General features: G+C 72.8%; 19 protein-coding genes. 2 read left to right on the plus strand and 17 right to left on the minus strand.

What is annotated here, in order from left to right; all coding sequences use genetic code 11:
- Positions 1–57: 57 nt before the first annotated feature.
- The 5 genes from ABZS66_RS31850 to glgX form a co-directional block, all read right to left on the minus strand.
- Positions 58–951 (minus strand): SRPBCC domain-containing protein, encoded by an 894-nt coding sequence (locus ABZS66_RS31850; RefSeq protein ID WP_354764146.1) that lies wholly within the window; start codon positions 949–951, stop codon positions 58–60.
- Positions 941–1,291 (minus strand): metalloregulator ArsR/SmtB family transcription factor, encoded by a 351-nt coding sequence (locus tag ABZS66_RS31855; RefSeq protein ID WP_354764148.1) that lies wholly within the window; start codon positions 1,289–1,291, stop codon positions 941–943. The genes ABZS66_RS31850 and ABZS66_RS31855 overlap by 11 nt, the downstream gene beginning before the upstream one ends.
- A 71-nt stretch (positions 1,292–1,362) precedes the next feature.
- A complete protein-coding gene (treZ, locus tag ABZS66_RS31860) occupies positions 1,363–3,090 on the minus strand; it encodes a malto-oligosyltrehalose trehalohydrolase (RefSeq protein ID WP_354764150.1) in 1,728 nt (575 codons plus the stop codon).
- A gap of 2 nt (positions 3,091–3,092) precedes the next feature.
- Positions 3,093–5,294, minus strand: coding sequence for a malto-oligosyltrehalose synthase (treY, locus tag ABZS66_RS31865; RefSeq protein ID WP_354764152.1), 2,202 nt, complete (start codon positions 5,292–5,294; stop codon positions 3,093–3,095).
- A complete protein-coding gene (gene glgX / locus ABZS66_RS31870; protein ID WP_354764154.1) occupies positions 5,294–7,399 on the minus strand; it encodes a glycogen debranching protein GlgX in 2,106 nt (701 codons plus the stop codon). Before glgX ends, treY begins: the two co-directional genes overlap by 1 nt.
- A 227-nt stretch (positions 7,400–7,626) precedes the next feature.
- On the opposite strand from glgX, the gene ABZS66_RS31875 reads away from it, so the two are divergent.
- A complete protein-coding gene (locus tag ABZS66_RS31875) occupies positions 7,627–9,624 on the plus strand; it encodes an amylo-alpha-1,6-glucosidase (RefSeq protein ID WP_354764156.1) in 1,998 nt (665 codons plus the stop codon).
- A 25-nt stretch (positions 9,625–9,649) separates the two neighbouring features.
- Complete coding sequence (locus ABZS66_RS31880) at positions 9,650–11,020, plus strand: glycosyltransferase family 4 protein (RefSeq protein WP_354764158.1); 1,371 nt, start codon at positions 9,650–9,652, stop codon at positions 11,018–11,020.
- Here the strand turns inward: ABZS66_RS31880 and ABZS66_RS31885 are convergent.
- The 12 genes from ABZS66_RS31885 to ABZS66_RS31940 form a co-directional block, all read right to left on the minus strand.
- Positions 11,017–11,631 (minus strand): DUF2461 domain-containing protein, encoded by a 615-nt coding sequence (locus ABZS66_RS31885; RefSeq protein ID WP_354764160.1) that lies wholly within the window; start codon positions 11,629–11,631, stop codon positions 11,017–11,019. The two genes, ABZS66_RS31880 and ABZS66_RS31885, sit on opposite strands and share 4 nt — an antisense overlap.
- 4 nt (positions 11,632–11,635) lie before the next feature.
- Positions 11,636–12,274 carry a DJ-1/PfpI family protein gene (locus ABZS66_RS31890; RefSeq protein WP_354764162.1) on the minus strand — a complete coding sequence of 213 codons (639 nt, stop codon included), beginning with the start codon at positions 12,272–12,274 and terminating at the stop codon, positions 11,636–11,638.
- Positions 12,262–13,209: a GlxA family transcriptional regulator gene (locus ABZS66_RS31895; protein ID WP_354764164.1), complete on the minus strand. Its 948-nt coding sequence runs from the start codon at positions 13,207–13,209 to the stop codon at positions 12,262–12,264. The genes ABZS66_RS31890 and ABZS66_RS31895 overlap by 13 nt, the downstream gene beginning before the upstream one ends.
- A 690-nt stretch (positions 13,210–13,899) precedes the next feature.
- On the minus strand, positions 13,900–14,451 hold the full coding sequence (locus ABZS66_RS31900; protein ID WP_354764166.1) for a MerR family transcriptional regulator: 552 nt from the start codon (positions 14,449–14,451) through the stop codon (positions 13,900–13,902).
- A gap of 1,173 nt (positions 14,452–15,624) precedes the next feature.
- Positions 15,625–16,089: a bifunctional nuclease family protein gene (locus ABZS66_RS31905; protein ID WP_190250199.1), complete on the minus strand. Its 465-nt coding sequence runs from the start codon at positions 16,087–16,089 to the stop codon at positions 15,625–15,627.
- A gap of 481 nt (positions 16,090–16,570) precedes the next feature.
- The gene (locus tag ABZS66_RS31910) at positions 16,571–17,212 is read right to left on the minus strand and encodes a MerR family transcriptional regulator (protein ID WP_354764221.1); all 642 of its coding nucleotides are present in this window, start codon (positions 17,210–17,212) and stop codon (positions 16,571–16,573) included.
- A gap of 76 nt (positions 17,213–17,288) precedes the next feature.
- The gene (locus ABZS66_RS31915) at positions 17,289–17,729 is read right to left on the minus strand and encodes an FHA domain-containing protein (RefSeq protein ID WP_354764168.1); all 441 of its coding nucleotides are present in this window, start codon (positions 17,727–17,729) and stop codon (positions 17,289–17,291) included.
- A 173-nt stretch (positions 17,730–17,902) separates the two neighbouring features.
- The gene (gene gcvH, locus ABZS66_RS31920) at positions 17,903–18,286 is read right to left on the minus strand and encodes a glycine cleavage system protein GcvH (protein WP_354764170.1); all 384 of its coding nucleotides are present in this window, start codon (positions 18,284–18,286) and stop codon (positions 17,903–17,905) included.
- 14 nt (positions 18,287–18,300) lie between these two features.
- Positions 18,301–19,014 carry a DUF881 domain-containing protein gene (locus ABZS66_RS31925; protein WP_354764172.1) on the minus strand — a complete coding sequence of 238 codons (714 nt, stop codon included), beginning with the start codon at positions 19,012–19,014 and terminating at the stop codon, positions 18,301–18,303.
- A 7-nt stretch (positions 19,015–19,021) separates the two neighbouring features.
- Positions 19,022–19,354 (minus strand): small basic family protein, encoded by a 333-nt coding sequence (locus ABZS66_RS31930; protein WP_238017780.1) that lies wholly within the window; start codon positions 19,352–19,354, stop codon positions 19,022–19,024.
- Complete coding sequence (locus tag ABZS66_RS31935; protein ID WP_354764174.1) at positions 19,351–20,259, minus strand: DUF881 domain-containing protein; 909 nt, start codon at positions 20,257–20,259, stop codon at positions 19,351–19,353. The genes ABZS66_RS31930 and ABZS66_RS31935 overlap by 4 nt, the downstream gene beginning before the upstream one ends.
- Positions 20,256–20,846: a CDP-alcohol phosphatidyltransferase family protein gene (locus ABZS66_RS31940; RefSeq protein WP_354764176.1), complete on the minus strand. Its 591-nt coding sequence runs from the start codon at positions 20,844–20,846 to the stop codon at positions 20,256–20,258. The genes ABZS66_RS31935 and ABZS66_RS31940 overlap by 4 nt, the downstream gene beginning before the upstream one ends.
- Positions 20,847–20,903: the final 57 nt, after the last annotated feature.

The raw sequence follows: 20,903 nt of genomic DNA on the forward strand, positions 1-20,903 counted from the left end.
ATCCTCACCGACGAACCTTGACAACCCACTCACCGGCCTAACTGAACGGCGTTGCGGCTAGTCGTCGGCCGGACGGTGGGAGCCGGCCGGGATCTCCTGGAGCAGCCAGGTGTTGCCGTCCGGGTCGCTGAACGCCGCGTAGAGGATCCCGCCGAGGTCGTCGACCCCGCCGACCTCGACCTCGCGGGCCAGCAGCACCTCCCGCGACTTGTGGATGTCGTCGACGACCAGGTGCAGGCCCCGCAGCGTGCCCGGCGCCAGGTCCAGCCCCGGCAGGTCCTTGTACAGCAGGATCGAGCACGCCGACCCCGGCGGGGTCAGCTGGGTCACCCGGGACCCGTTGCCCGGCTGCACGTCGTGGTCGACGACGAAGCCCAGCCTGCCCTCGTAGAACGCCAGGGCCGCGTCGACGTCGGCGACCGGCACCGGGACCAGCTCCAGCCGCATCGCCGGCACGGCCGGCGCGACCTCGATCGACGCTAAGTACGTGTCGAGGCCCGCGTAGCCGGCGTCCATGCCCTCCTTCATGCCGGAGGCGAGCGCCGCGTCCCGGGCCTCCTGCGACGGATACCGGACCGTGGTCGTGATCGTCGTGCGCCCGTCGTGCTCGGTGAACGTCACCGTGTTGCGGGTCTCCGGCCAGTCGCCGTCGCTCCAGCCCTCGGTGCTGACCAGCCGGTCGGGCCGGATGACCTGCTCGAAGGTCCCGGTGATGGTCAGCTCCTCGCCGGCCGCCGAGCGCCAGACATACCGGAACCGCCCGCCGGGCCGCAGGTCGATCTCGCAGACGGGCATGGTCCAGCCGGGCGGCCCGACCATCCATTTCGGCAGGTGCTCGGGGCGGGTGTGCACGTCGAACACCAGCCGGCGGGGCGCGGCGACCGTCCGGACGATCCGGATCTCCAGGTCGTTGGGCAGGTCGAACTCGGTGACGCCGAGCTCAGTGGTCATCGTGCGGCTCCTTCACATCGTCCTGCAGCAGCTGCAGGTAGGCGTCCAGCCGGGTGTAGCTCTCGTCCCAGAACCGCCGGTACTCCTCGGTGAACGCGGCCACCTCGCGCAGCGGCGCGGCCTCGAGGCGGCACGGCCGCCACTGTGCGTCACGGCCGCGCGAGATCAGCCCGGCCTGCTCCAGCACCCGCAGGTGCTTGGAGATCGCCGGACCGCTGATCGAGAACGGCTCGGCCAGCTCCTTCACCGTGGCCTCGCCCCGCGTGAGCCGGGCGAGGATCGCCCGCCGGGTGGGATCCGCGAGTGCGGCAAAGGTCGTGGAGAGTCGGTCCGTGACCATACGTTACCTCACCAGTCGGTTATCTAACCTCCTGGTTATCTAACGCCCCGGGGCCGCGGAAAGTCAAGCCGTCAGAGGATGACCGCCGACTCGCCCGGTACGGTGACCGAGTCGCCCTGCACCACGGCGGACGGGTCGGTCGTGAGCAGGAAGCACTCGGCCGACACGGGCAGCGTCCGCGGGTCGGGCGTCAGGTTCGCGATCACCGTGTGCGCCCCGCGCGAGATCAGCAGCACCCCGTCGTCGTGGACGACCCGGACCCGGTCGAGGCGCGGGTCCGACAGGTCCGCGACGTCCTTCCGCAGCCGGATCAGCGCGCGGTACAGCGCCAGCAGGTCCGCGTCCTGCGCCGCCCAGTCCAGCTTGGAGCGGTGGAACGTCGCCGGGTCCTGCGGGTCCGGCACGTCACCGGGCGGCCAGCCGTGCTCGGCGAACTCGCTGCGGCGGCCCGTGGCGACCGCCGCGGCCAGCTCGGGCTCCGGGTGGCTGGTGAAGAACTGCCAGGGGGTACGCGCGCCGAACTCCTCGCCCATGAACAGCATCGGCGTGAACGGGGAGGTCAGCAGCAGGGTCGCACCCACCCGCAGCAGGCCGGGGGAGAGCGACGCGGTGAGCCGGTCGCCGGTGGCGCGGTTGCCGATCTGGTCGTGGTTCTGCAGGCACACCACGAACCGGTGGCCGGGGATGCGGGCCCGGTCGACCGGCCGGCCGTGGACCCGGCGCCGGAACGACGACCAGGTCCCGGCGTGCCAGAACGCCGCCTGCCAGACCGTGGCGAAGCACGTGGGAGAGCCGAAGTCGCCGTAGTACCCCTGGCGCTCGCCGGTGAGCATGGCGTGCAGCGCGTGGTGGACGTCGTCGTCCCACTGGGCGTGCAGCCCGTAGCCGGCGCCCTCCCGGGCCGTGATCAGCCTGGCGTCGTTGAGGTCGGACTCGGCGATCAGCGACAGCGGCCGGCCGAGCGCCGTCGACAGCGCGTCGACCTCGACGGCGAGCTCCTCCAGCAGGTGGGTGGCGCCGCGGTCGACCAGCGCGTGGACGGCGTCGAGCCGCAGCCCGTCGGCGTGGTAGTCGCGCAGCCACTGCAGCGCGCTGTCGATGATGAACCGGCGGACCTCGCCCGAGTCGGCCTCGTCGAGGTTCAGCGACCGGCCCCACGTGTTCGCGCCGCCCGACAGGTAGGGGCCGAACCGCGGGGTGTACGCGCCGGACGGGCCGAAGTGGTTGTAGACCGCGTCGATGACCACGCCGAGGCCGGCCCGGTGCGCGGCGTCGACGAACCGCTTCAGCCCGTCGGGCCCGCCGTACGACTCCTGCACCGCGTGCCAGCCGACGCCGTCGTAGCCCCAGTTCCACTCGCCGTTGAAGGTGTTGACGGGCAGCAGCTCGACCAGGTCGACGCCGAGCTCCACCAGGTACGGCAGGCGCTCGACGGCGGCGTCGAACGTCCCGGCCGGGGTGAACGTGCCGACGTGCAGCTCGTAGACGACGCTGCCGGGCAGCTGCCGGCCGGTCCACGCCGCGTCGCCCCACGCGAACCGGGCATGGTCGTAGACCCGGCTCAGCCCGTGCACGCCGTCGGGCTGCCAGCGGGAGCGCGGATCGGGCAGCGGCGGCGCGCTACCTGGCGAGCCGGCGGAGTCAGGGGCGTCGAGCAGGAAGCCGTAGTCGCTGCCGTGCCCGGCCGCCTCGTCGGTCGCCGTGTGCCAGCCCCCGTCCGCGGCGGCCATCGGCACCGTCCGCCCGTCGACCCGCAGCGACACCCGCCGCGCCGACGGCGCCCACACCCGGAACTCCACGCTCAGCCCCTCACCAGCAGTGCCACCGGATACGTGTCGAGCAGCCCGCCCAGTTCGGGCATCGTGACGGGCCGGTCGGTCAGGACGTCGTGCCAGGCGCCGGGCGGCAGCTCCAGCGCCGTGTCGCCCCACCCGCCGGCGGCGGCGAGGGTCACCGGCAGCCGCGTCGCCACGGCCACCGCCCCGCCCCGGTCGAACGCGACGGCGTGCCCGGCCGCGGGTCCGGTCGCCGGCACCGGCGCGTACCCCAGGAACAGCTCCGGCCGGTCCCGCCGCAGCCGCAGCGCCCGGCTGACGACGAGCAGCTTCACCGCCCCGGACACGTCGACCGGCGGCAGCACCGGGCTGCTGTCGAGGGCCGTCAGCAGGTCGCGCCGCTCGGCGAAGTCGACCGGCCGCCGGTTGTCCGGGTCGACGAGCGAGTTCTCCCAGAGCTCGCTGCCCTGGTACACGTCGGGAATCCCGGGCATCGTGAGCTGGAGCAGCTTCTGGCCCAGCGCGTTGCTCCAGCCGAACGGGGTGATCGCGGCGGCGAACGCGGTGACGTCGTCGCGCAGCTCGCCGAAGACGCGGTCGAGCGCGGCCTCGACCGCCGCCTCGAACGGCGCCGACGGGTCGCTCCACGACGTCGAGCGGTTCGCCTCCCGCGCCGCCTTGACGAAGTAGGCGCTCAGCCGGTCCCGCTCGATCGGCCAGGCCCCGGCGACCGTCTGCCAGAACAGGTCCTCGAACGACGGGTCGGGCAGCGGCGCCACCGCCCGCCAGCGGGTGACCGCGGCCGCCCACTCGTCCGGCAGTTCGGTGAGCACGGCCAGGCGGGCCCGCACGTCCTCGCCGCGCTTGGTGTCGTGGGTCGACAGCGTGGTCATCGTCGCCGGCCACTGCGCCTGCCGGCGGGCCGCGGCCGTGTGGAACTCGGACGGCGGCACGCCGAACCGGGACGGGTCCCCGCCGACCTCGTTCAGGGCGATGCAGCGGTTCCAGCGGTACATCGCCGTGTCCTCGACGCCCTTGGCCATGACGGCGCCGGTGAGCTGCTGGAAGCGTGCGCACAGCTCGTCGGCCGGGTCGCTCAGGCGGGGCAGCAGCGGGTCGAAGTCGAGGTCGGGGCGCCGGCGGCGGACCTCGTCCAGCGCGGCGTCCAGGTGCTCCCGGCCGTACGGCAGGTACGTGCGATAGACGTCGAAGCACGCGGCGAGCTCGGCGAGGCGCTCCTCCCAGGCGGGGTCGCTGATCCGGCCGAGGCGGTGCAGCTCGGCCTGGAAGAGGCGCCGGGTCACGTCGAGCTTCTGCGCGTGCGCCTCCTGCGGCCAGTCGCCGGGGTCGGTCCGGGCCGCGACGAACAGGCCGCAGACCTCGGCGAGGGCGTCGTAGCCGGTGGTGCCGTCGACCGGCCACGACGGCAGCGGCTCGCCGTTCTCGAGGATCTTCTCGACGAGCAGCCACACGCCCGGGGCGGCGGCGCGGAGGCGGGCGAGATAGCCGCCGGGGTCGCGCAGGCCGTCCGGATGGTCGACCCGGATGCCGTCGACCAGCCCGTCGCGGACCCATCGCAGGATCTCGGCGTGCGTGGCGTCGAAGACCGCCGGGTCCTCCACCCGCACGCCGGCCAGCTCGGTCACGGCGAAGAAGCGCCGGTAGTTCAGCCGCTCGTTGGCCTCCCGCCAGTACACCAGCCGGTAATGCTGCCGCAGATGCACCTCCTGCGGCGTCCCGCCCGCCGTGCCCTCGGCGATCGGGAAGCGGTGCTCGAAGTAGCGCAGCTCGCCGTCCTCGACCCGCAGGTCGTCGAGCGACTCACCGCCGAGGACGGGCACCACGAGCGGGCCGGCGTCCCAGTCGATGTCGAACCAGGTGGCGTACTCCGAGCACCGCCCGCGCGCGAGAACGTCCCACCACATCGGGTTCGCCGCGGGCTGGAACAGCCCCACATGGTTCGGCACGATGTCGGCGACCAGGCCGAGCCCCTGCGCGCGCAGCGCCCCGGCGAGCCGGTCGAGGGCGGCCGCCCCGCCCAGCTCGGGGTTCACCAGCCGCGGGTCGACCACGTCGTAGCCGTGCGGCGAGCCGGGCGTCGCGGCCAGCAGCGGCGCCGAGTAGAGATGGCTCACGCCGAGGTCGCGCAGGTAGCCGGCGAGCCCGGCGGTGGCGTCGAGGCCGAAGTCCGGCCGGACCTGGACCCGGTACGTCGCGGACGGGACCATCAGACCGTCCGGTCCAGCACGACGAGCGAGCGGTCGGGGACCGTGAGCGTGCCGCCGGCGGTGTAGGAGACGCCGTCGCGGGCCGGCCCGGTCGCGGTCGCGATGACCAGCTCCCACTCCTTGCCGTACTCCTGGGTCGGGATCACGAAGTCGACCGGATCGGAGTGGGCGTTGAAGCACAGCAGGAACGAGTCGTCGATGTGCCGCTCGCCGTGGGAGCCCCGCTCGGTGATCGACTCGCCGTTGACGAACAGCATCAGCGCCCTGCCGAAGTGGTTGTCCCAGTCCTCCTCGGTCATCTGCCGCCCGTCGGTGGCGAACCAGGCCACGTCGGGGATGGCCGCCGAGTCGGCGCGGGCGACCGGCCGGCCGGTGAAGAACCGGCGGCGGCGGAACACCCGGTGCCGCTCGCGGAAGAGCGCCAGGCCGCGGGTGAACGCGAGCAGCTGCTCGTCGACCGTGTCCCAGTCGACCCAGCTGACCTCGTTGTCCTGGCAGTAGGCGTTGTTGTTGCCGTGCTGGGTGCGGCCCAGCTCGTCGCCGGCGCAGATCATCGGCACCCCCTGCGACAGCATCAGCGTGGTCAGGAAGTTGCGCCGCTGCTTCGCCCGCAGCGAGAGGACCTGCGGGTCGTCGGTCGGGCCCTCGACGCCGCAGTTCCACGACCGGTTGTGGCTCTCCCCGTCGCGGTTGTCCTCGGTGTTGGCCTCGTTGTGCTTCTCGTTGTAGGAGACCAGGTCGTTGAGCGTGAAGCCGTCGTGGCAGGTGACGAAGTTGATGCTGGCGAACGGGCGGCGGCCGTCGTCCTGGTACAGGTCGGCCGAGCCGCAGATCCGCGACGCGAACTCGCCGAGCGTGGCCGGCTCGCCGCGCCAGAAGTCGCGGACCGTGTCGCGGAACCGGCCGTTCCACTCCGTCCACAGCGGCGGGAAGTTGCCGACCTGGTAGCCGCCCGGCCCGACGTCCCACGGCTCGGCGATGAGCTTCACCTGATTGACCACCGGGTCCTGCTGGACGACCTCGAAGAACGTCGACAGGCGGTCGACCTCGTAGAACTCGCGGGCCAGGGTGGAGGCGAGGTCGAAGCGGAAGCCGTCGACGCGCATCTCCGTCACCCAGTACCGCAGCGAGTCCATGACCAGCTGCAGCGAGTGCGGGTTGCGCACGTTCAGGCTGTTCCCGGTGCCGGTGTAGTCGGTGTAGTACCGGTTGTCGTCGTCCTCGAGCTTGTAGTAGTGGCCGTTGTCCAGGCCGCGGAAGCTCAGCGTCGGGCCGAGGTGGTTGCCCTCGGCGGTGTGGTTGTAGACCACGTCGAGGATCACCTCGATGCCGGCCGCGTGCAGCGCCTTCACCATGCCGCGGAACTCCTGGACCTGCTGGCCGCGGTGCCGGCGGGCGTAGCCGTGGTACGGGGCGAAGAAGCCGATCGTGTTGTAGCCCCAGTAGTTCGACAGGCCGAGCTCGACGAGGCGCTGGTCGTGCACGAAGTGGTGCACCGGCAACAGCTCCAGGGCGGTGATACCGAGGCGTTTGAGGTGCTCGACGATGGCCGGGTGGCCGATGCCGGCGTACGTGCCGCGCAGCTCGTCGGGCACGTCGGGGTGGCGCATCGTCAGGCCTTTCACGTGCGCCTCGTAGACCACGGTGTGGTGGTAGGGCACGCGGGGCGCGGCGTCGTTGCCCCAGTCGAAGTACGGGTTGACCACGACCGCCTTCGGCATGAACGGCGCCGAGTCGGCCGTCGACATCTGCTCCGGGTCGTTGAAGTCGTACCCGTACACCGCCGGGTCCCAGTTGATGTCCCCGTCGATCGCCTTCGCGTACGGGTCCAGCAGCAGCTTGTGCGGGTTGCAGCGCAGCCCCCGGGCCGGGTCGTAGGGCCCGTCGACCCGGAACCCGTACCGCTGGCCGGGCTCGACCCCCGGCAGATAGGCGTGCCACACGAAGGCGTCGACCTCGACCAGCCGGATGCGCTCCTCGACGTCGTGGTCGTCGAAGAGGCACAGCTCGACGGACTTGGCGACCTCGCTGAAGATGGCGAAGTTGGTCCCCTGGCCGTCGTAGGTCGCGCCCAACGGGTACCGGTTGCCCGGCCAAACCTGCATGTCCGCCCCTTGTCGTTGCCACCGTGTTACGTGCGTCGAAAGTTCACGCGCGGGTACGCGTGAAGCTGGCTGCCATATGCCCACCGCACTCGATAATGAATCGTGCCGGGTTCCCGGTCGGCTATCCGACAGCGTTTCAGGATGAATCTCCGGCGAATTCCGTCGTGGCGCGGGTTTGAAGCAAAGGGGTTCGGATCATAGTTGGGCACATGCCCCCAGGATCGGTGATGACCTTCGGTCCGCATGCCTGCGCGACAGCCGCGGGATTCGAGGCGGAGTGGCTGGTCACCGACGGCCTCGGGGGATACGCGACCGGCACCGTCGCGGGACTGCGCACCCGGCGGTACCACGGCCTCCTCGTGACCCCGGACCGCCGCCTCGCGCTCGCCGGGCTGGACCCGGTGCTGACCCTGCCCGGCGGCACGACCGTGCGGCTCGCAGTGCACGAGTGGGCGTCGGGGGCGCTGAACCCCGCCGGCCACCATCACCTCGAGCAGTTCGAGCTGGCGGATGGTGTACCGCGGTGGCGCTGGCGGATCGGCGAGTTCGTGCTCGAGCGCGAGGTCGCGATGGTCCACGGCCGCAACGCCGTCGCCGTCACCCACCGCCTGGTGAGCGCGCCGCCCGGCGCCACCGTCGATCTGGCCCTCACCGCGCTGTGCACCTGGCGTGACGCCGACGCCGAACGCGACCGGACGTCCGCCTCGCCCGAGGTGGTGATCGTCGACGAGGGCATCGAGGTCGAGGGGGCCTACCGCGTGCACGGCCCCGGCTTCCGGCCGATCGGGGAGTGGTACCTCGGCGCGTACGCCCGCGAGGAGGCCGCCCGCGGGCTCAACGCCGTCGAGGACCTGTGGGCCGCCGGCGCCTTCACCGCCACGCTCGCGGCGGGGGAGTCCGCCGGCGTCGTGGCGTGCTCGGACGACCTTCCCGCGCCCGACGCCCGGCTCACCGTCGACAACGCCCGCCGGCGGGCCCGCAAGCTGCTGCGGGCGGCGGGATCGCGCGACGCCGTCGACAAGGCCCTCGTGCTCGCCGCCGACCAGTTCATCGTGACCCGCGACGGCGCGCCGGACGTGATCGCCGGCTACCCCTGGTTCGGCAGCTACCTGCGGGACACCATGACCGCTTACGAGGGGCTGTTCCTGCACACCGGGCGGCACGCCGAGGGCCGCCGGCTGCTGCGGGCCAACGCCGGCCTCGGCGAGCGGATGCGCTCCCACGAGCTCGGCGACGCCGACGGGCCGCTGTGGTACGTCCACGCCGTCGAGCGGCACGTCGCGCACACCGACGACGCCGAACTGGCCGCCGAGCTGCTCCCGGCGGTCGAGAACGTCGTCGCGGCCTACACCAAGGGCACCCGCGACGGCGTCGGCGTCGACCCCGCCGACGGGCTCCTCGTCATCGACGCCGACCACTCGGGCCTGACCTGGATGAACGCCCGGTTCCCGCGCGGGCCGGTCACCCCGCGCGACGGCAAGCCGGTCGAGCTCAACGCGCTGTGGGCCAACGCCCTCGGCGCCGTCTGCGCGCTGCGGGAGCGCTGCGGCCGGGACGCCTCCGTGGTGCAGGCCCGCCGCGACGCGGTGCGGGCCCAGGTCGTGAAGCGCTTCCGCGCGCCCGACGGCTGGCTCTTCGACGTCGTCGACGCGCGCCCGGCGCCGTACCCGAAGGGCGGCGGCAGCGAGCACGACGACCCGGTGCTGCGCCCCAACCAGCTGCTCGCGTTCAGCCTGCCGTACGCGCCCGGCGCCGACGAGCCGCACCTGCGCGAGCACGTGCTGCGGGCGGTCGGCGCGACCCTGCTGACCCCGCTCGGCCTGCGCACCCTGGCGCCGGCCGAGTTCGGGTACCACGGCAGCCACCGGGGCGGGGTGATCCCCCGCGACACGGCCTACCACCAGGGCACCGCATGGGTGTGGCTGCTCGGGCCGTATGTCGACGCGCGGTGCGCCGCCGGCCTTCCGGTGGATACGACCCTGGCCGCCGTTGAGGCACATTTGGGCGAGTGCGGTCTCGGGTCGGTGAGCGAGATCGCGGAGGGTGACGCACCGCACCGGGCGACCGGCGCGCCGTTCTCGGCCCGATCGGTCGCCGCGGTGCTGCACGCACGTGCTGTCATCAGGCAGAACCGCAAATTGCAGGGTGCAGAACCCGCACCGGCGGGAAAGATGAAAATGGCCCGTGAAGCCGGTCCGCGCAAGCGCCGGAACGCGCTACGGTGACAGTCGGCGACGAGGGGTATCCGCTATGCGCGTATTGATGATCGCCTGGACCGTTCCGCCTACCTATGTGGCCGCGGCGCTCGTCGCGGCCGGACATGACGTCACCGTCGTCACGCGGGCCGGCGCCGCGCAGTCCCAGCACGGGGTCCGCGTCGTGCACGCCGAGGCCCTCGACGGTGACTCGGGCCTGGCCCACACGATGGCCGTCAACCACCTGCTGGTCGAGGCGGCGGTCGCGTCCGCCCCGCCGGAGGGCTACGACGTGATCCACGCGCACGGGTGGCTGGTCACGCATGCGGCCGTCACGCTCAAGGAGCGCTTCGGGATCCCGATCGTCGCGTCGCTGCAGGCCACCGAGGCCGGGCGGCACCGGGGGTACCTCCCGGGCGACACCAGCCGCTCGGTGCACTCCGTCGAGTGGTGGCTCGGGTCGGAGGCCTGCCGGGTGATCGTCCCCACCGAGTACCTGCGGTGGGAGGTCCAGCACCTCTTCGACGTCCCCGCCGAGCGGGTCGACGTGGTGCCCAACGGCATCGACCCCGACGTGTGGACCGCCCCGCCGCGGGCCGTGCTGTCGGCGCGGCTGCGGTTCGCGGGCGAGGGGCCGCTGCTGGCCTACGCCGGGCGCCTCGTCGAGGAGAAGGGCGTCCAGGACCTGCTGGCCGCGCTCCCGGCGATCCGCGAGCGGCACCCCGGCACCCGCGCCGTCGTCGTCGGCGAGGGCGACTACCGTGGCGCGCTCATCGAGGAGACCCGCCGGCTCAAGCTGCACCGGGCGGTGAGCTTCCCCGGCCGGCTCGACCACCGCACCCTGGCCGCCGTGCTCGCCGCCGCCGACGCGTTCGTCCTGCCCGCCCGCTACGAGCCGACCGGCACCGTCGCCCTGGAGGCCGCGGCGTCCGGCGCCGCGCTCGTCGTCGCCTCGACCGGAGGTCTCGCCTCGATCGTCGAGCACGGCGTCACCGGCGTGCGCTTCCCGGTCGGCGAGCCCGACGCGCTGGCCGAGGCCGTGGGAGCGCTGCTCGCCGACCCGCTGCTCGCCCAGACCCTGGCCTCCCGCGCCCGGGAGATGGTGCGCGAGCGGCATTCGTGGCACGCGATCGCCGCCCGCACCGCCGCCATCTACGGCACCGCGGTCGACGAGGCCCCGGCCTTCGAGGCGCGGCGCGAGGCGGCCCTGGTCGGCGGCGGCCGCCCGGTCGTGTTCGTGCCGGCGGGCAACCTGCTCGCCGACGCGCCCACGGTGCCGGTCGGCTCGCTCACCGAGGCGGCCGAGGCCGCGCACGAGGCCGCCTGGCAGGCCGGCGCGTCCGCGGCCCGGGAGGCGCTGCGCGACGAGGGCCTGCTGCGCACCGACCAGTTCGACGTGGTGATGGCCGCCGTCGAGCGGCGCTAGGCCGCGTGGGCCTGCAGCCACTCCTGGAGGGGGTTGCAGGCCCGGTAGAACGTCACCAGGTGGTCCTTCGCCTTGGCGGTGCCGAGCCAGGGCCTGAGCGGGAACTGGTGCCAGGCGATGAGGCCCTTGTGCCGCAGTAGTTCGGCCCGCGGGTGCTCCTTGTCGAAGCCGCGGGGCACCGACTTGAGCTGCTCGCGTGACGTGACGCCGTAGTCCTTGGTGAGCTCGTCGACGATCGCCTGGAGCTGCTCGCCGGCGCTGCCTGCCACGGCCTGGCGGTACTTCTGCAGCTGCGGCGGGTCCATCATGTAGATGCCGATGCCCGCCGCCAGGCCGTGGGCCGTCAGCTGGACGTAGCCGCCCCGCTCGAACGAGGCCGCGCAACTGGTCTTGTAGGGGGACTTGTCGGCGCTGAACCGCACGTCGCGGTACGGCCGGAAGATCTTCGCCGGGCCGAACTCCGGCTCCAGCTCGGCGAGCAGCTCGGTCATCGGGCCGCGCACCTGCTCGTCGTAGACGTCCTTGTGCCTCGTCCAGTAGGTCTTGGAGTTGTCGGCCTCGAGCCCCTCGTAGAACTCCAGCGCGTCGACCTTCCAGCCGCGGAATGCCATGCGCTCATCTTCGCAGGACCAGCTGCTCGTTCGCCTTCAGGAACGCGGTCACCGCCTGCGGGGCCTTCCCGGGCGAGCCGGCGTCGAACGGCGGCTCGGGGTCGTACTCGATGGCGAGCTGGATGCCCATGGCGACCTGCGGGCCGGCGATCTCGGCGGCGAGGGTGAGGCCGAGGTCGATGCCGGCCGAGACGCCCGCGGCGGTGGCGTACTTGCCGTCCCTGACGACACGGTCCCGCTTGGGGACGGCGCCGTGCTTGGTGAGCTCGTCCAGCGTGAGCCAGTGGCTGGTGGCGTCGCGGCCCTGCAGGAGCCCGGCGGCGCCGAGGATGAGCGAGCCGGTGCAGACCGAGGCGGTCCAGGTGGTGGTGGGGTCGACGGCCCGGAGCCACTCGTGGAGCCTCCGGTCGTTCTGCTGGTCGGTGATGTCCGGGCCGCCGGGGACGACGACGATGTCGGCAGTGTCGATGTTCGCCAGCTGCTCGTCGGCGTGGAGGGTGAGCATGCCGGTGTCGGTGCCGACCGGGCCCCTGTCGTGGCCCGCGAGGACGAGGTCCGCGCCGGGCAGCCGGGACAGCACCTCGTACGGGCCGACGGCGTCCAGGGCGGTCATCCTGGGGTACAACACGATCACAATGCGCATCGGAAACGCTCCCTGTAGTCGAGTGGGGCGACGCCCAGCTCCTTGACGAACGCGCGGCGCATGGCCTCGGGCGTGCCGTAGCCGCACGCCCTGGCGACCTGTTCGATGCCGTCGCGGGTGTCCTCGAGCCGTCTGCGGGCGGCCTCGAGGCGGGCCTGGTCGACGTACCGGCCGGGGGAGACGCCGACCTCCTTCGTGAAGGTGCGGGTGAACTGGCGTTCGGAGAGCCGGGCCAGCTCCGCCAGGGCCTTGATCGAGAGGTCCGTGTCCGGCCGTTCGACGATGTACTGCTGGACCTCGCGGATGTTGTCGTGCTCGGCGAGCTGGGCGCGGAGCTGGACGCTGAACTGGCGCTGGCCGCCCGGCCTGCGCAGGAACATGACGAGATGCCGGGCGATCTGGAGGGCGGTGCGGCGGCCGAGGTCCTCCTCGACGAGCGCGAGGGCGAGGTCGATGCCGGCGGTGACCCCGGCCGAGGTGGCGATGTTGCCGTCCCGCACGAAGATCGGGTCGGGGTCGACCCGGGTGCTCGTGTGCTGCCGCGCGAGCGCGGCGCAGTGGTCCCAGTGGGTGGTCGCCTGCCGCCCGTCGAGGAGGCCGGCATCGCCGAGGATGAATGCTCCGGTGCAGACGGCCATGATCCGGCGGGCGGCGGGGGCGCGGTCGCGGAGCCAGGCCGCGACGTCGTCCTGGCCGTGCCGGGTGCCGGTGCCGCCGGGGATGACGATGAGGTCGGCCCTGGGGATGTCGTCGAGGTCGGCGTCGGGGAGGATCCGCAGGCCGCTGGAGGTGGCGACGGGGCGCCTCCCGACGCTGCCGACCGTGATCCGGTAGGTGCCGGGAACCCCGACGTTGGCCCCGGCGAAGACTTCGAGCGGCCCGGTGACGTCCAGGCTCTGCACCCCGTCAAACGCCACAATCACGACGTCCTGCACGCTGTCCATCCTCACCGCGGCGGGCGGCCGGCCACAACGCCGTGGATCCCACCTTTCCGGCCATGGCGGTCCTCGCCGATTCCCCGGAAATTGTCGTACGGGTGTTCTAAGGTCGGGTCATGGATGATCGGTGGGAGCTCGACTGGTCGGCCCGCCTGGCCGAGTCCACGGCCGCGTGGCAGCGCCGCCGGGCGGCCCGCCGGGCCGTGCAGTCCGAGTTCACCGCGTCCCGCCGCCGGGGGCTGCACGCCCGGCACGCGATGAAGCTGGCCCACGCGGACCTGGAGGCCCGCCAGCGGGACGTGGAGCGGGCGATGGCGGCCGCCGACGCCCGCTCCCGCCGTCGGTCCGCCCCGTCGGCTCCGCCGGTTCCGTCGGCCTCGTCGGTTCCATCGGCGCCGCCGGTTCCGTCGCCCTCGTCAGCCCCGCCGGCCTCGTCGGCTCGCTCGGGGGCACCGCCCTCGCCCGTGGCGCCGGTCCTGATCGGCGAGCCGCTGTCCGGCCCGGCAGCGGCAGCCCCGGGCCCTCGACCGCCTGGTCCGATCGTCCGGCCCGCGCCGCCGCCCGCCGATCAGGCAGTCGAGCCCGGCGACCCTCCGCCCGCGCCGGGCCGCGGCTGCGCTGCTGGGGAAACGCGAACGCCGGCCGATGAGCGTTCATCGACCGGCGTGCGGGTGGGTCGTGCGTGGGTCAGCCGGCGCGGCGGCGGGCGCGGCGCATGGCAAGCTCGTCGCCGGCCGGGAAGCCGCCGGCCGGTGCGCTGGCGGGGGCGGTGGGCAGCTCGTCGGCCGCCGTCGCGGCCTCCGCCGGGAGGTGCGAGAGGGTGCCCTCGATCTCCTTGAACGCGCCCGAGATCGCGATGCCGAACACGCCCTGCCCGCCCTGCAGGAGGTCGACGACCTCCTCGGGGGACCGGCACTCGTAGACGGTCGTCCCGTCCGAGATGAGCGTGATCCCGGCCAGGTCACCGACGCCGCGCGAGCGGAGCGTGTCGATCGCCTTGCGGATGTTCTGGAGCGAGACCCCAGCGTCGAGGAGGCGCTTGACGACCTTGAGTACGACGATGTCCCGGAAGGAGTACAGCCGCTGGCTACCCGACCCTGCCGCGTCCCGGACGCTGGGCACCACGAGCCCGGTGCGGGCCCAGTAGTCGAGCTGCCGGTAGCTGATGCCCGCCGCGTGGCAGGCGGTCGGCCCCCGGTACCCGACGTCGTCCGCGTCGGCCGGGCTGCCCGAGATCATGGGCCCTGAGGGGGTCGGACTGCCGGACATCGCCGACCCGGCACTGCCGCCGAGTGATCCAGCCTCGCCACCGGTCGGGCCGCCCCCTGCTCCGGCTGCGCCGTAACTGGCGGGCTCTCCGCCGGCTGCCGTGTAACTCCCGGCGTCTGTTCCGGCTGCGTCGTGGCTCTCGTGCTTGCCGCCGGCTGCCGCGTAACTTCCGGCCCCTGTTCCGGCTGCGCCGTAACTCCCGGGCTCTCCGCCGGCTGCCGCGTAGCTCCCGGCAGCAGCCGTGGGGCCGGCGGGTCCGGTGCGGCCGCCGTGGTCGGTGCCTGCGGTGGGTCCACCGTGGCCGGCGCCGCCGGCGGGGCCGCCGGGCGTCGCGTCGGCGGGGGTGCCGGGCATCATGTCGGCCGGCCTGTCAGTCGGTTCGACGGCATGGCCAGGTATCCCGGGATCGGGCGGCTGTTGCATTGCGACCCACCTCCAGCGTCAACACCCGCAACCCTATAGCGCACCTTGAGGGTCTGCGGGGAGATAACGCCGCGACACGCCGCGTGTTGGTGCTACCCCACACTGCGCGCGTCACCCGAAGCGGGGCCAATCCACCCCAACCACCCGCCGCGTCCGACCCTAACCAACACCAACCCCCGCGCACCCGAACTTCCGCCCGCCGACTACCCCACCACCATCACCCACCACGAATCCAGGCCCCGCCGGGAGGTGAGAAGCCCATGTGAGGACGCACCAGCTCACGTCACCTCACGCCCCGTGAGCCCGTTCCCGCCCGCGGTTTGCTTCCCCGCGCCAGCCTTCGCGCGCCCCATTCCCCATCGCGCCACCGCAGGTTCACCTTCGCGCCACCTCGCGCGTGCTGAGCCCGTTCCCCGCCCACAGCCCGTTCCCCGCCCACAGCCCGTTCCCCGCCCCGCTTCTCTCTCGCCACCGCGCTCAAGTGCGCGGGGAGCGGCGTGCGGGCGGAGAACGGCGTGCGGGCGGGACGGTGCAGCGAGCGCGGGTGGCTCCGACACGCGGCGGGTGGGGTACGCGGATTCTGTCGGACGGCGAGCCTGCGGCATCGTAGCCAGCGGCGTCGTTTCCCGTGGTGGCCAGGATGCCACGCCCGCGCGGTCCGGTGGGTGGCCGGGGGAGGAATCGTGGCCGGGGCAGTCGGGTCCGTTCGGGTCGGCTGGGTCAGCCGGCGAAGTCCTCCGGGCGGACCTGCTCCAGGAACTCGCGGAACTTCTCGACCTCGTCCTCCTGCTCGTCCGGGATGACGATGGCGGCCTCGGTCAGGACCTGGTCGGCGCAGCGGATCGGGGCGCCCACTCGCAGGGCCAGGGCGATGCTGTCGCTCGGGCGGGCCGACACGCGGACGTTGTCGCCGATCACGAGCTCCGCGTAGAAGATGTTGTCGCGCATCTCCACGATCTCGACCGCGCGCAGCGGGGTCTTCAGTGCGGCGAGCATGTCGCGCATCAGGTCGTGGGTCAGGGGCCGGGCAGGCTTCACCCCCTGCTGCTCATAGGCTATCGCCGTCGCCTCCACCGCGCCGATCCAGATCGGCAGGTAGCGGTCGCCGTCGACCTCCTTGAGCAACACGATGGGCTGATTGGTTGGCAGCTCCACGCGAACTCCGACCACATTCAGCTCTCGCACTGCCGCCTCCGTGTCGACTTGCCTCTCCCTGCACGGTACACGGACGCGCCCGCACTCGTGCCACTCGCAAGGCCGCTGGGATCCGGGCAGTGGCGAAGATCGCCCGCAGCGCCCGGGAGGGGCCACAGGAACCGCCCAGGCGACAGCGCTGCGCCCACCACCGGCATCCACCCGAGCCGACCGGCGCCTTCGACGCCCACGAGACCGCCCGTGCCCGTGAGGCCGGGCGTGTCCCTGAGGCGGCTCGTGCCCGTGAGGCCCCGCGTGTCGCTGGGGCCGGGCGTGTCCCTGGGGCCGAGGCCCACGCCGAGTTCCGCGCCGGCACCCTGCCCGCGCGCGCCGCGCGGGTCCCTGAGGCGACCCGGGCCCGTCAGGGCGCCCGCGCGGGCCGGCCGGTGCACACCGGGCGCCGCGCCCGGCCGGGCCGGCCGGTACGCACCGCTCACGCCGTGCGCGGCGGTCGGGCCGGGGTGTAAAGTGGTCATTTGCCCAGAATTTCGCGCAATCCCGCCCGTACAAGAGCTGCATGCACTCGCTGCGTCAGCGCCGCGAGCTCGTGGACCGTGTCCGCTGCCCGGGCTCGGCCCGAGGGGCCGTTCTGCCTGGTCAGCGGCGTGACGAGCTGGCTGAAGAGGCCGATCTCGCGGTCCGCCGCGGCCCGCTGCGCCCGCAGGTGGCGCGGCTCCACCCCGAACTCGGCCAGCCGGGCGGCGGCGGTGGCCACCTCCAGGGCGTCGGCGTCGTAGCCGTTGCGGGCCCGGATGAGCCCGTACTCCTCGAGGGTTTTCAGCAGTATCTCGTCGAGCCCCGACCGCGACAGCAACTCGTCGCGGCTGAGGCGCACCTCCGCCATCGGCGGCTCGGGGGTCGACGGGCCCACCTCGGTCAGCGGGGCGCCCATCGTCGCCAGATGCTCGCGAATCACCCGCAGGGGGAGGTACTGGTCGCGCTGCGCCGTGAGCACGTAGCGCAGCCGGGCGACGTCCGTCCAGGTGTACTTGCGATACCCGGCCGGCGTGCGGCGCGGCTCGACCAGCCCCTCGGTCTCCAGGAAGCGCAGCTTGGAGATCGTGACGTCGGGGAAGTCCCCGCGCAGGTGGGCGAGCACCTCGCCGATGCTCATGAGACGATCTCCCCGGGTGACCTCGTCACCCGGGGACGGTGAGTTCCAGGCGGCCGCCGACGCCCCGGTCATCGCCTCAGCTCTCGTCGGGCCGCGGTCCTGCCACGAAGACGAGGCGGAACTTGCCGATCTGCACCTCGTCGCCGTTGCTCAGGGTGGCGGCCTCGACCCGCTCACGGTTGACGTAGGTGCCGTTGAGGCTGCCCACGTCGCGGACCGTGAACGTGCCGCCCTCGCGGTGGAACTCGGCGTGGCGGCGGGACACCGTCACGTCGTCGAGGAAGATGTCGCTGTCCGGGTGACGGCCACTGGTGGTGACGTCGTGGTCGAGCAGGAAGCGGGCGCCGGCATTCGGCCCGCGCCGCACCGCGAGCAGGGCCGTCCCGGGCGGGAGGGAGCCCGACACGCGGGTGGGCACCACGTCGGAGTCCGGCCCCTCGATGGCATCCTCAATGGCGCCAAGGTTGAGCGTGGACGTGACGTCGAGCGGGGGAAACTCGTCGTCTGGGCGCGTCATCGAACCACCTCACGGTCGTGTTCTCGGGTGTCTTCCGAGTGCAACGGGACGATCCGCGCGGCCGGCCGCCGCGTGGCAACGTCAAGAACACATACGGTTGACTGAGCGAGCCTAGTCACGCCCGAAATAACGGGTCAACCGGACGCGCGGTCAGCCACCTGTCGAAATTGCGGTCAGGAGGCCTCGGTGAGCTCCCGGTAGGCCGCCGCGTCCAGCAGGGCGTCGACCACGGCGGCGTCGGCGACCTTGAGCTGGACCAGCCAGCCCTCCCCGTACGGATCGGAGTTGATCAGCTCCGGAGTGTCCGCAAGGGCCGTGTTGACCGCGACCACCTCGCCGGAGACCGGCGCGTAGATCTCCGACACGCTCTTGGTCGACTCGACCTCGCCGAGGGAGTCGCCGGCGCCGACCGTGGCACCGACCTCGGGCAGCTGCACGAAGACGATGTCACCCAGGGAGTCCTGGGCGAAGTGGGTGATGCCGACCTTGAAGGCGCCCGCTTCGGCGGGTGCGAGCCACTCGTGCTCGGCCGTGTAACGCAGATCCTCAGGAATCACGTCGGTCCTTCTGCTCAGGCTGGCTTGGCGTATCTCAACTCACCGGCTGTGTGCAACGCGGTCACTCGTACCGGATCCACTTCGCGCAGAGAAACCGTACCGCCGTGCTGCCGGACGCTGTCCACGACCCCTCCCGGGATGTTCAACGCCGTCCGCATGGTGTCCGGTCCGCCGATCACCATGATCATATACGGCGGGCTGAGGGTCGACCCGGCGACCACCAGCCGGCCGTCGCCGCCGTCGACGAAGTACGTCGAGGCCACGATCCGTACCGCCGCGCCGTTCGCGCCGCCGATCTGCATCGCCTCGGCGCCGGCGCCGCGCAGCTCCTCGACCGCGTCGAGCATCGTCGCGGCCTGGATCGGCTCGGAGCCGGCGTTGAGCGTGATCTCCAGCCCGGGGCCCTCGGCGGGCAGCGTACCGGCGAGGATGCCCAGCTCGTCGGCGCGCCGGCGGGCCTCGGCGAGCGCCGCGTCGCGGCCCTGCGCGCCGGAGTCGAGCTGGCGGCGGGTCTCCTCCAGCGCGGCGATGTCCTGACGCAGCCGGTCCTGCTGGGAGTCGAGGTCGGACAGGATCCGCACCAGGTCCTCGGGCCGGGCGGCGGCCAGCTCGGCGTCGGAGTTGCGCGCCTTGAACTGCACCACGAGTGCGAACCCGAGCAGCGCCAGCAGCAGGGCGATGATCGTGTTGGCCGCCAGGGGGCGGCGCTGTTCGTAGAGGCTCTTCACCGGCTTGTCAGGCCCTGAAGAGATGCCGGCGGATGGCGGCCACGTTGCCGAAGATGCGCACACCGAGCACGACGACGACGCCCGTCGACAGCTGCCCGCCGACGCCGAGCTGGTCGCCGAGGTACACGATCAGGCCCGCGACCAGCACGTTGGACACGAACGAGATGACGAACTGCTTGTCGTCGAAGATGCCGTCGAGCTTGGCCCGCACCCCGCCGAACACGGCGTCGAGGGCGGCGACGACGGCGATCGGCAGGTACGGCTGCAGCCCCAGCGGGACGGTCGGCTCCAGGAAGATGCCGGCCGCCACGCCGATCGCCAGGGCGATGACCGCGATCATCGGGGACCTCCGGACGAGGACGGGGACGGGGATGGTGGGCGCGCGTACCGCAGCGGCGGCTCGGGCGCCGCGGCGAGCGTCAGGTTCGTGCGCTTCTTCACGCTGAACTGCATGCGGTAGGAGTCGACGTACCGCTTGAACCGCTTGGCCGTCGGCGAGCCGTCGAAGCGCTGGGCCAGGTCGCCCGGCCCGATCGCGCTCACGTCGTACGGGCTGGTCACCGGCTTGAAGTCGACGAGGATCACGCCGCCGGCGGCGCGGATCGTGCTGGTGGCGGTGAGCCGCTGGCCGTTGACGGCGATCGCCTCGGCGCCGCTCTGCCACAGCCCGTTGGTGATGTCCTGCAGGTCCCGGTCGAGCACGATGCCGAGGTTCTCCTCCTTGGCCTCGCCGGTCACCGGGTCGACCTCGGGCGGCGCGTCGACGACCCGCACCACCGCGCCGTCGCCGGTGACCCGGCCGGTGCCCGTGCCGGCGGCGAGCTGCTTGAGCCGGGCCGCGCTGTCGTCATCGGCGAGGGCGTCGTCGCGGGCCTGGTCGACCTGGGCGCGCAGCTCGTCGGCCCGCCGCTGGAGGTCCTCGGTGGTGCGCTGCCGGGCGTGCACGTCGGCGACCAGGTCGTCGCGGGCCCGGCTGGCGCTCGGCGCCTCGGCGACGGCCTGGTGGTAGGCGACGGCGAGCAGGAACCCGGTCGCCGCGAGCACCACCGCCCGGCCCCACCGTCCCCAGCGGGGCGGCGGCTTGCCCGAGGCGGCCGCGGCGGCGTAGCCGGGGTCGAGCGGGCTGCGGAAGAGGTCGGCCAGCAGGTCGTCGCGGCGGCGGGCGGCCGGCTCGTCGCGGCGCTCGGCGGGTTCGTCGCGTTCGTCGCGGCGCTCGGTGGGCTCGTCGCGGCGGGGCGCCGTCACGACGCGGCTTCCGCCCGGCCGGCGCGCACGTGAAGGCCGGCCTGGATGAAGTAGAAGACGGCGGCCACCCAGTACAGCACGATGCCCCACCACAGCAGGGCCCAGCCGCTCGGGTACGCCCAGGAGTGGGCCGATTCGCTGTACTTCGCCAGCAGCATCATCGGGAAGCCCATGAGCAGGATGGCGGTGGCCGTCTTGCCGACGTAGTGCACCGGCGGCGGACCGTGGCCCAGGATCCGCAGCACGACGAGGCACAGGACCATCACGGCCTCGCGCGCGATGAGCGCGATCGTGAACCACCAGGGCACGACGTCCTTGAACGTCAGCGCGAAGAGGGTGGCCAGGATGTACAGCCGGTCGGCGAGCGGGTCGAGCAGCTCGCCGAGGCGGCTGACCTGCTTGAGGCGCCGCGCGGCGAACCCGTCCACCCAGTCGCTCAGGCCGCCGACCACCAGCACGGTGATCGCCCAGCCGGTGGCGTCGGTCGCGAGGAACAGGTACAGGAACAGCGGCACGCCGAGCAGCCGCAGAAAGCTGATCAGATTGGGGACGGTGAGGACGGGCCCGAGCCCCTGCCGGTCGTCCACGCTCACTTCCCCCCGGCTCGCCTGTAACCGGGGGAATGCTAGCAGCACGGCCGGGTG

It is taken from the genome of Dactylosporangium sp. NPDC005572 (assembly GCF_040605515.1).
Classification (GTDB): domain Bacteria; phylum Actinomycetota; class Actinomycetes; order Mycobacteriales; family Micromonosporaceae; genus Dactylosporangium.

Bases quoted from the DNA above. Each gene is read 5' to 3' on its own strand.
- ABZS66_RS31855 (WP_354764148.1), bottom strand. From the start codon at position 1,291: ATGGTCACGGACCGACTCTCCACGACCTTTGCCGCACTCGCGGATCCC.
- ABZS66_RS31880 (WP_354764158.1), top strand. From the start codon at position 9,650: ATGCGCGTATTGATGATCGCCTGGACCGTTCCGCCTACCTATGTGGCC.
- ABZS66_RS31885 (WP_354764160.1), bottom strand. From the start codon at position 11,631: ATGGCATTCCGCGGCTGGAAGGTCGACGCGCTGGAGTTCTACGAGGGG.
- ABZS66_RS31900 (WP_354764166.1), bottom strand. From the start codon at position 14,451: ATGATCTCGGGCAGCCCGGCCGACGCGGACGACGTCGGGTACCGGGGG.
- treY (WP_354764152.1), bottom strand. From the start codon at position 5,294: ATGGTCCCGTCCGCGACGTACCGGGTCCAGGTCCGGCCGGACTTCGGC.
- ABZS66_RS31890 (WP_354764162.1), bottom strand. From the start codon at position 12,274: ATGCGCATTGTGATCGTGTTGTACCCCAGGATGACCGCCCTGGACGCC.
- ABZS66_RS31915 (WP_354764168.1), bottom strand. From the start codon at position 17,729: ATGACGCGCCCAGACGACGAGTTTCCCCCGCTCGACGTCACGTCCACG.
- glgX (WP_354764154.1), bottom strand. From the start codon at position 7,399: ATGCAGGTTTGGCCGGGCAACCGGTACCCGTTGGGCGCGACCTACGAC.
- ABZS66_RS31875 (WP_354764156.1), top strand. From the start codon at position 7,627: ATGACCTTCGGTCCGCATGCCTGCGCGACAGCCGCGGGATTCGAGGCG.
- ABZS66_RS31930 (WP_238017780.1), bottom strand. From the start codon at position 19,354: ATGATCGCGGTCATCGCCCTGGCGATCGGCGTGGCGGCCGGCATCTTC.
- ABZS66_RS31910 (WP_354764221.1), bottom strand. From the start codon at position 17,212: ATGAGCATCGGCGAGGTGCTCGCCCACCTGCGCGGGGACTTCCCCGAC.
- ABZS66_RS31850 (WP_354764146.1), bottom strand. From the start codon at position 951: ATGACCACTGAGCTCGGCGTCACCGAGTTCGACCTGCCCAACGACCTG.